This is a genomic window from Anaerolineales bacterium, from assembly GCA_037382465.1.
In the GTDB taxonomy this organism is placed as follows: Bacteria; Chloroflexota; Anaerolineae; order Anaerolineales; family E44-bin32; genus WVZH01.
Genome location: JARRPX010000016.1, coordinates 23,462 through 33,500 on the forward strand (window position 1 = coordinate 23,462; position 10,039 = coordinate 33,500).

Annotated in this window: 8 protein-coding genes and 1 riboswitch; of the genes, 1 reads left to right on the forward strand and 7 read right to left on the reverse strand. The window is 56.9% G+C overall.

Annotated features, from left to right (window positions below; genetic code table 11):
* Positions 1 to 100: 100 nt before the first annotated feature.
* From rpsO to P8Z34_06285, 7 genes are all read right to left on the reverse strand, one after another.
* The gene (gene rpsO, locus P8Z34_06255) at positions 101 to 373 is read right to left on the reverse strand and encodes a 30S ribosomal protein S15 (protein MEJ2550266.1); all 273 of its coding nucleotides are present in this window, start codon (positions 371 to 373) and stop codon (positions 101 to 103) included.
* 101 nt (positions 374 to 474) lie between these two features.
* Complete coding sequence (locus P8Z34_06260) at positions 475 to 1,263, reverse strand: DNA alkylation repair protein (GenBank protein ID MEJ2550267.1); 789 nt, start codon at positions 1,261 to 1,263, stop codon at positions 475 to 477.
* 18 nt (positions 1,264 to 1,281) lie between these two features.
* Positions 1,282 to 2,715: a proline--tRNA ligase gene (gene proS / locus P8Z34_06265; protein ID MEJ2550268.1), complete on the reverse strand. Its 1,434-nt coding sequence runs from the start codon at positions 2,713 to 2,715 to the stop codon at positions 1,282 to 1,284.
* A 146-nt stretch (positions 2,716 to 2,861) separates the two neighbouring features.
* Positions 2,862 to 3,941 (reverse strand): aminoglycoside phosphotransferase family protein, encoded by a 1,080-nt coding sequence (locus tag P8Z34_06270; protein MEJ2550269.1) that lies wholly within the window; start codon positions 3,939 to 3,941, stop codon positions 2,862 to 2,864.
* A 57-nt stretch (positions 3,942 to 3,998) separates the two neighbouring features.
* Positions 3,999 to 4,613, reverse strand: a complete 615-nt coding sequence (locus P8Z34_06275; GenBank protein MEJ2550270.1) for a metallophosphoesterase family protein — start codon at positions 4,611 to 4,613, stop codon at positions 3,999 to 4,001.
* Between the two features lie 402 nt (positions 4,614 to 5,015).
* Positions 5,016 to 6,242: a methionine adenosyltransferase gene (gene metK, locus P8Z34_06280; GenBank protein MEJ2550271.1), complete on the reverse strand. Its 1,227-nt coding sequence runs from the start codon at positions 6,240 to 6,242 to the stop codon at positions 5,016 to 5,018.
* Positions 6,243 to 6,310: 68 nt separating this feature from the next.
* Positions 6,311 to 6,423: riboswitch (SAM riboswitch) on the reverse strand.
* A gap of 107 nt (positions 6,424 to 6,530) precedes the next feature.
* Positions 6,531 to 6,845, reverse strand: coding sequence for a hypothetical protein (locus P8Z34_06285; GenBank protein MEJ2550272.1), 315 nt, complete (start codon positions 6,843 to 6,845; stop codon positions 6,531 to 6,533).
* Between the two features lie 373 nt (positions 6,846 to 7,218).
* Between P8Z34_06285 and P8Z34_06290 the strand changes: the two genes are divergently transcribed.
* Complete coding sequence (locus tag P8Z34_06290) at positions 7,219 to 9,972, forward strand: SpoIID/LytB domain-containing protein (GenBank protein MEJ2550273.1); 2,754 nt, start codon at positions 7,219 to 7,221, stop codon at positions 9,970 to 9,972.
* Positions 9,973 to 10,039 lie beyond the last annotated feature (67 nt).

A 10,039-nucleotide genomic window follows, 5' to 3' on the forward strand; every position in this document is an offset into this window, starting at 1 on the left:
TCTACTTAACTATTTTATTCGATTCGTCAGATTGAGAAAGCGACATTAGCCCATTACCCGCTACGAGTAGATCAATCGTCTACTCGTAGCGTGGGTGGACTTATTTTCGGCGGATACCCAACCGTTCCGTTAAGTCAAGATAAGAAGCCGCATTGTTGCGTTTGAGATAGGCAAGATGCCGTCTGCGCTGACCGACCAGCTTTAGAAGACCGCGTCGAGACGACTCGTCATGTTTGTGCGTACGCAAATGATTGGTTAACTGCTGGATTCTCTCGGTCAGGATCGCAACCTGCACTTCAGGCGATCCGGTGTCGTTCTCATGCCGATGAAACTCGTCAATTATTTTCGTTTTTTCTTCTTTCGATAATGTCACGACATCTGCTCCTTGGCAGGTCACCCTTCGGGAAGATCAACGTTTCCATCTTGTTGCCGCCCGTGGGTCTAGTCTCTGCAGTTGAGGATTATACCAACCCCTCATTTCGACGACAAGGTATTCTCCAGCAGCTCGCGCTGCCGTGGCGGAAACGAGTCGAGTATACTGTGCGTCATATCCTGCGCCGCTTTGCCCACCCCAGCGATTTCGTCCATCAGGAAGCGCGCGGCTTCGGGTGGGCTGCGCCCCACAAGGGTTTCTATCAAGCGCCGCAAAGCCCTTTTCTCCTCCAGTTTCGCCGTCGCCGTAAGACCGGCGATCAAGCGGTAGACCGAGGGGATGTCTTTGAATTGGTGATCTTCGACCGCGGCATCCAAAGCGATCAAGGCAAAAGTGCGCAGCCTGCGCTTCGAATCGTGCAGCCAGGTTTCCACTTCATCCAGGAATCTGGGAACGTCGCGTTCCCGCCAGCTCTCGAGTCCCAGGCGAGCCATTTCGACGATCACATCTTCATCGTCGCAGTTCACTACGTAATCGACGGCCCATTTCGGTACGTCTGCATTTGCCTGGCCGCTCAAGATTGCACAGGCGAGCAAGCGCATCTCCCGATAGCTGGCCTCCCACAGCGCTGCGGAAGCCGGGCGCGCATGCTCTGGTTGTTCCTGCGCGCATCGCCGTAACGCCACACCGATGGCCCGAATGACGGGCTTGGGCACGCGCAGGCTGCGCGCTATTTCATCCGCCGTCTCCAGACGATTCGGACGTCGGGTACGATCGGCGTATAGATCGAGGACGTCCGCGCATTTCCGGCGCAGCGCCACCGGGTCCGCAATCTGATCGATGATCTCGTCGATTTGCTCGTTGAGACGGGCGGGTTTTACCGCAGACATGCTGGTGAGTGCCTCCACTCAATAGGCTTTGGCGAATATCGCCCGTTGATCGGCTTTTTTCCCACAGCGGATGCAGACTCCTGTTCCGCCTTCCTGATCCAACGGGATGCAGCGGGAAGTCGCTTTTGTCTCCTCTTTGATGGCAGCTTCACAATCCGCATCCATGCACCACCACACTTCCGCCCAACCATTCTGTACGACTTCCTTGAAGTCCTCGTAGTCATCCACCCGGTGGGTATTTTCGGCCATGAACGATTTTGCCCGTTCGAAAATCGATTTCTGCACGTCGTCCAGCAATTCCGCCACCGCGTGCGCCAGATTCTCCTGCGGAACCACCTGTTTTCCTTCTCTGCCCGGACGATCCCGGCGCGCAAGCGCAACCGTCCCCTTCTCGACGTCCTTCGGGCCGATTTCGACGCGCACGGGTACGCCGCGCAGTTCCCAATCGTTGAATTTGAAACCGGGTGTTATCCCTTCGCGATCGTCCAATTTCACCCGGAAATCCCCCAATTGACCTTGCACGGCCTGGATTTGCTCCATCACCTTGCTGCGCTGCGAGTCGTCCTTGAATATCGGCACGATGACGACCTGATAGGGCGCCAGGCGCGGCGGTAAAATCAGACCTTGATCGTCTCCGTGGACCATGATGATGGCCCCGACGAAGCGCGTCGAAAGCCCCCAAGACGTCGTCCAACAATACTGCAGGTTGTTGTCCTGATCGAGATAACGGATTTCAAAGGCACGCGAGAAGTTGTCGCCCAGATTGTGGGACGTCCCGGCTTGAAGCGCACGCGTGTCTCCCATCATCGCTTCGATGCTGTAGGAATGCAGCGCGCCGGCGAATTTCTCACTTTCGCTTTTCCTTCCCTTAATTACGGGAACGGCGGCTTCGTTCTCGGCAAAATCGGCGTATACATCGAGCATGCGCAGCGTCTCTTCTTCGGCCTCCTTGGGCGTAGCGTGGGCCGTATGCCCTTCCTGCCAATAAAATTCCGTCGTCCGCAGGAAAAGCTTCGTGCGCAGTTCCCAACGAACCACGCTGTTCCACACGTTGATCAGGACGGGCAAATCCCGATAGGACTTGATCCATTTGGCATACATGTGACCGATGATCGTCTCCGATGTCGGGCGAACGACGAGAGGCTCTTCCAATTCTTCACCACCGCCGATGGTTACGACGGCCAACTCGGGCGAAAAACCCTCGACGTGTTCGCGTTCCCGCTCGAGAAAGCTTTTCGGAATGAGCAGCGGAAACGCGGCGTTAACGTGACCGGTGGCTTTGAAGCGTGAGTCAAGCGCTGCTGTGATGTTCTCCCACAGCGTCCATCCATAGGGCCGCACGACCATACAACCGCGCACGGGAGCATAATCCGCCAATTCCGATTGCAAAACCAGACGGTTGTACCACTCAGCAAAATTTTCAGAACGGGAAGGTAATTGGTCTTTTGCCATATTGTTCCTCTAGGATTAATGAACGGTTTGCGTCGACCGCCGCAGTCTCTTTTCACGCCCGGCTGCCCTGCCAACATCGCCACCAGTGTCTATCACTCGACGTCATCTCTCCGCTGCGCAGTCTGTCTTGCGGTCCTCTAGAAGCCCTACAGCCTTCGCGCTACGGCCTCCGCAACGGGATGCAGCCACACTTCGTCGAGCTGCTCGGCGCGGGCTTCGAGCAGCGATTCCGGAGACGCGGCCAGCAGGTCGACCCACTCTTGAAGAAAACGCCACATCAGCGCATGATCCCACAAGACCGCCCACTCTTCGTCGTCCCAATGGGCACCGCATTGTTTTTCCAGACCTTGGCGATACCAGGCGACGATTTCCTCCTGATCCGTCGGCAGGGGATCGAACCACCAGACGCTTTTATTCACGAAAAGCAGCAGGTCCATGATCCCTGCGCCCACGGAAGCCAACTGCCAATCGTAAACGATCTGGCGTCCATCTTCCAGGATGGCAATGTTCCCCGGCCAGTAATCGCCGTGCAGGAGCGTAGCCGGTTCCTGCCGCAGCGGGGAAATCACCCGGTCGGCGTTCTTGGTCAAGGCGCTTAGCAGCTGCATCCTTTCTTGAACGCCGATTAACAGTTCGGGTTCGCCCTGGCGGAGCGCGCGTTCGATTGCTTTCTCCGCTGCGGCCATGTGAACTTCGAAATCCGCAGACAGCGGCCGGCCCAGCCAGGGGAAGGCGTCGAAATCGCTTCCCAACCCCCAAAAACGATCGTGCAAATCAACCAGCGCTTCGATCGCCTTGCGGTAATCCGCCTTACGCCAATCCTGCGGTTCTCTCACGGACTCGAAGGCCTGCATCAGCAGCCAGTCGCCTACCGGCGACGCGGCGATCAAACGCGGCACCTCGATGGGAAAATGATCCGCCAGGGATTGATAGACGCCCACTTCCCGCCGCCCTGCGCCTGCCAGTCCCGTGCGGGTGGTGCCGCGCGGTTCCTTGACGACGAGACGGCACGTGTTTGTTTCATCGCCCAGGAAGTATTCCACCTCCAGGGCGCGCAATCGGCCGATGGCCGGCCTGCGCGACGGCATGGGTAAAGGCGTCACACGGCCGATGGTCACAGAAGTGTCTTCGAGCATCCGGCGCATGCCAGCCGTAAGGGCCGCAAGGCTGAACGGCCACTTCCACTCTCCGGCGTTTTGCTCGCGCAAATTCCTTTCTCTCTTCACGGCACTCGTATGATCCTTCCAATCTCATTCATCGATCGTCTATTCGAATTCTCCCATTCAAGCACGCGGCTGAAGCAAAGTCACGGTGCGAGCGGGAAACACATTGATGATCCGGCAGCCCAGATATTCCGTCTCCGCGACCTGGATGTTCTGCAGAATGTGAGTGTGACCATGCAGCATCAAACGCGGCCGGAACCATTGGATCAGGCGCAGGAAGACGCGAAAACCCGTGTGCGCCACATCTCTTGCATCGTGAATTCCCCACGCCGGCGAGTGCGTAACCAACACATCCAGAGCTCGGCCATAACGCATACGGTTGTACAGCAATCGAGGCAGCAATCGGGTTACACGCAAATTCATGTCGAACTCCGTATACTGATGTTTGCCTCGATTCTTGTAGCGCTGGCTGCCGCCCAATCCCATGATCCAGTACCCGCAAACGTTGACGATGCGTCCGTCGATATTGATTCCGCCCGGAACGATGTATTGATCTGGATCGTGATTCCCGGGAACGTAGACCAGCGGCGCCGGCAGCATGGTAACGATGTATTCCAGGTATGCCGCCGGTAAATCGCCACAGCCGACGATCAAATCTACGTCCGCGGAGCTTTTCTTTATCGCAGGACCGTAAATGTGAGATACGACGTTGTCACTCAACGCCAGGATACGCATCGTCGCCCATTACGATCGTGTTCGATAGCGTGAGTCTTGGTGATCAGCTCTCGATTCAATTTTCACACGCCCTGTGCAGAAAGCGCTGCACGCACTGCGCACGTTCCGCGGCTGAAACAGAAATTCCTGGTAGACAGGAAGTCGATTTTCGTTCGGGCAGCAACCAAACGCTGCGCCGATTAGAGAGAAATGAAAAGCGGCTTCCCTGCGATCTGGAAAGCCGAACTTCAGAGGTGATGTCCGCGATGCTTCTACCAGACCAATTGCTCCTGGCTATTTATCTTCCGCAGGGGATGGGACATCGACCAAGTGCATAAACGAATTATAATTTATGCGCTTGGGGAAGTCAAAAAACCCTGGTCGACTCACGGCGTAATTCAGTCCCACATCAGCGACGGAGAATCAACCCACCATTTCCTGCACCCTGGCTGCCGAGCGGATGCTCTCCAGTCGATCCAGGCGTTCCCAGGGCAAATCAATATCGTCGCGGCCGAAGTGGCCGTAGGAAGCGGTTTGTTGAAAGATCGGTTTGCGCAGATCCAAATCGCGGATAATTGCGCCCGGACGCAGGTCGAAATTCGCTTCGATCAGGCGGATGATCTCATCGTCGGGAATCCGGCCCGTGCCGAAGGTCTCCACGTTGATGGAAAGCGGACGCGCCACACCGATCGCATACGCCAATTGGATCTCACAACGTTCCGCCAGGCCTGCGGCAACGATGTGTTTCGCCACCCAACGCGAGGCGTACGCGCCGGACCGGTCCACTTTCGTCGCATCCTTCCCGCTGAATGCGCCTCCGCCATGGCGCCCCATTCCGCCGTACGTGTCGACGATGATCTTCCTTCCCGTCAGTCCGGAATCTCCCAACGGCCCGCCCGTCACGAAGCGGCCGGTTGGATTGACGAAGATTTTCACCTCGTCGTCGATCAGATCATCCGGAAGCACGGGTAGAATGACCTCCTCGATCACACCCTCTCGGATTTCCTCGGCATCCACGTCAGGTGAGTGCTGCGTGCTGATGAGCAGCGTATCGATTCGTTTGGGACGCCCATGGCTGTACTCCACCGTTACCTGCGATTTTCCATCCGGACGGACCCAGGAAAGCACGTTCTCCTTGCGCACGACAGCCAGCCGCCTTGTAAGCCGGTGGGCCAGATCGATCGCAAGCGGCATCAAGGTTTTCGTTTCGTTGCAGGCGTAGCCAAACATCATGCCCTGATCCCCCGCGCCGATGGTTTCAACCTCCTCGTCCGTGACTTCTCCGGAACGGGACTCTAACGCATTGTCTACACCCCGGGCGATGTCACTGCTTTGCCGCGCAATTGCAACCTGAACGCCGCAGGTATTGCCGTCGAATCCTTTGGCACTGTCGTCGTAGCCAATCTCGGTGATTACCTTGCGCGCCAACTCGTCGTAGTTGACCTGCGCTTCCGTGGTGATTTCACCCATCAGCACGACGAAGCCCGTTTTTGTCGCCACTTCACAGGCCACGCGGGAGTACGGATCCTGCGCCAAACAAGCGTCGAGCACGGCGTCAGAGATCTGATCGCACATCTTATCCGGATGACCTTCGGTGACCGATTCTGAGGTAAAGAACAATCGACTCGAATTCATGAACGTTGTACTCATGCAGATTGCCTCCAAAATGAAATTGCCCCTTCGCAGCGAGAAGGGGCACGATCATCAAGGTGAGCCTCCTCTCATCTCTCAGACACTCTGTCTGGCGGAATTTGCACCACACCCGTGGTCCGTCAACGGGCAGGTTGCCGAGGTTTCACAGGGCCGTTCCCTCCACCTCTCTGGATAAGAGTGCGATTGGGGCTATTTAATTTGTCGAAAAACTATACCACACACCTTTAAAGGGTGTCAATTTCCTCCGTTTTTCGATCGCTCGATCGCCCGGCGTGTTTTTTTGGGTTACTCCTTGGCTTCTTCTCCGCGAACACGGCCGATGCCCCACAGCACGACGGCCATGCCTACGCCGAGGCCAAATCCACCCAGCGTTCCCGGACTGTCCAGCCAATAAGCGATGAGAACGAAAACGGCAGACACACCCAAAGCCGCCGCCACGGCAAATTGCCAGACCCTCATCTTGACGGCCTGTACTGCCAGCCAGCCGGCGCCGAGGCCGAATGCCAGCGCACCGAAAGGACGGAGAATCAAACCGAGTATCTCCATCAATTCGTAGACGTCCATCGTAAGATCCAAATTCGACAAGATCATAGCGTACATCGTTCGTCCTCCATTCTCTATTTAAGTGCCGTCGTATTTGACGAAAGGATCGTATACAGTATGGCACAAGTTTTGCATTTTCACGTAGCGGAATCCCGTCGATTTTGGTGGTTTCCGATCCGAACAACGCAGGTAAACGTACGACGTATCCCGGGCAGGAAATGTTCCCTACCCCAACTGTGGACACTGGTTTGCATCGAAACCGAAATTGACCCAAAACGGATATAATGTCCTGCCATGACCGAAGGGCTCTTGACAGATTGCCTGTTTTTTCGATCATTATGGGTGCAGCAGGAGGCGGAGTTTAAGTTCCCAAGGAGCGGGCATCATTACTTCGTGATTCCGACGCAAAGCGGAGTGGATACACACCGTCATGAGTACCATGTCGAAAGAAACCTCGAATAAACGTGCCTTGCGCCTCGAGCCGCGAGTAGGGTTCGTAGTCGTTCTTCTGATCGCCGCTGCGCTGATGTGTTTCACACTCGACGCGGCCATTGCGCAGAGCGGACAAGGGGCAAACGTGCGCGGCACAATCGTCACAGCCGAGGACGATTCGCCGATTGCGTTCGCCGAAGTCTCCATCCCACTCCTCGGGTTATCGACGCAATCGGATAACACCGGACGCTTCCACTTCAACAACATCGAACTTTCCGAAACATTCGTACCGGCGACGATCACCGTGCGCGCAGTGGGATACGGCGATTGGACCATCCAGGGCGTGCGCCTGATCGCCGGCGATACCTTGATCCTCAACGTCGAATTGCGCGATGAACCCCAAATCATCGCCGTGCCGCAAGCGCCTATAGACCGGCCAGACCTGGCTGAAAGCACGCAGGGCGCTCGGCGCGAGATCACCCCCGGTTTCGACGAAACCTGGTATCCCATACCGACGACGATCCAGGTGCGGATCACGGGCTATGCCTATTGCGATCTTTCACGACCCTACACCGTAGAAACCATCGATTTCAAGGATTACGCCAAGCACGTCCTGCCCAACGAGTGGAATCTTTACTGGCACGACGAATCCCTGCGCGCCGGTGCCATGGCGGTCAAAATGTACGCCTGGTCCTACATCGCCGTTGGTGGAAAATGGCCCGATGCGGACGTTTATGACAGCACCTGCGATCAGGTGTACAACCCCAACTACGAATACGAAAGCACGAATCAAGCCGTTGACGATACCTGGGACTGGCGGCTGATGCGCGGCGGTTATCTGTTCCGCACTTTTTATCGCGCTTACCTCAGTATGTGTCCCCCCGAAATCGACGGGGAATGTATGGGCCAGTACGAATCACGCGACCTGGCCGAGGCCGGGGAACCCTGGGATAAAATCGTCCTCAGCTTCTACGAAATGGGCGAGGTCTTGCTCATGTTGCCGATCGAAGGCGGCTACTCCATGCGCTTCTACGGCAGGATTGATGACGATCTTCTGGAACTCCCCGCCGACGATGACGGCGATCGGCTGAAAGTCCCCGTCGACGATCCCAGCAACAGCGATCCCGGTCCACCCGCGGATATCGGCGACACGGATTTCACCATCGAATGGTGGCTGAAAGCCCGACCGGGCGACAACGCCGCTGAACCACAAGAGCCGATCTACGAGAATTGGACGCTCGGTAACATCATCCTCGATCGCAGTGTTTTCTACGATGATGGAATTGGCGAATATGGCGTGTCGCTGCAAGGCGGCCGCATCGCCTTCGGAACCAGGAACGGCATCCCCTACGAAAGTCATACCATCCTCGGCAACATCGTCGTCACCGACGGCGCCTGGCATCACGTGGCCGTCACACGCAGCCTCGACGGTTGGATGCAGATCTTCGTCGACGGCCAACTGGACACGGCCGATCAAGGCCCGGTCGGCGATATCAGCTATACGGATGATCACATCGCCTATCACGTCAACGACCCCTATCTGGTAATCGGCGCCGAGAAGTTCGACCAGAGCACGCGGCTGGACTTCGACGGCTGGTTGGACGAGATGCGCTTCTCCTCGGTCGTACGCTACACCGAGAATTTCACCCCGCCGAACGCGCCTTACACAACAGACGCTGATACAGTCATCATCTTTCACTTCGATGAAGGTGAAGGGGACGACGTTCACGATTTTTCGGAGCACCCCGACGGACCCAGCGACGCGCTGCGCTACCTCGGCGATCGGCCTGCGGGACCGCAGTGGTCGATCGATTCGCCGCCGGCCTGGTACGTACCGCCGCCCACACCGACGCCCACACCTACCTCCACAGCGACGGCGACAATCGCCGGTTCAACCACTGCTACGGCGACATCGACTTCAACTCCGACGGCTACTGCAACCCCAACTTCGAGTGCAACCGCCACCGTGACGGCGTCACCAACAGCGACTTCGACAGCAACTCCAACCACAACTGGAACCGCAACCGCGACACCTGACGGAAGTGCGACGAACACTGCCACACCTACTAACACGCCTAATGAAACTTCGACCGCGACTGCCACGCCAACCGACACCGCAACGCCCACGACCACGGCCACACCGACCAACACGCCCACCGCAGCGCCCACCGCCATCTTCGAAGACGTCCCCTACGGTCATTGGGCCTTCGACTACATCAACGCCCTCTACAACGCAGGCTACGTCGCCGGTTGTTCGTCCGAACCGCTGCTGTATTGCCCGGACAACACTATGAGCCGCGCCGAGGCAGCCGTCTTCGTTGAACGCGGCATCAAGGATCTCTCTTTCTTTCCTGACGATCCAACGACTCAACTCTTCGATGACGTACCACTAGATAATTGGGCCGCGAAATGGGTCACTGTCTTGTGGGAGGATGGTTATACCGCTGGCTGCAGCCTTACGCCTCCGCTCTACTGCCCCTGGCAAGGGAATACACGTGCAGAAGGTTCGGTGTTCTTCTTGAAAATGCTGTTTGGGAGAGATTTCATGCCCGAGCAGCCTACCGTTCAGCGCTTCGCGGACGTCCCAATCGATATGTGGTATGCGAAGTGGGTTCATGCCGCAGATGATGCCGGATTATTGCCTCCTTGTGAGATGAGCCCCGAGTTGATGTTTTGCCCGGATATTCCACTTACGCGTGATTGGTCTGCCTACATGATGGTCCAGGCCAAGGGCGGTCTGCCGCTGGAGTAGTTCGATCCGAGAAGTTATGTTTCGGATCCTCTACCATCATCCCCAGCAGAAATTGAGCAGCCCCCTT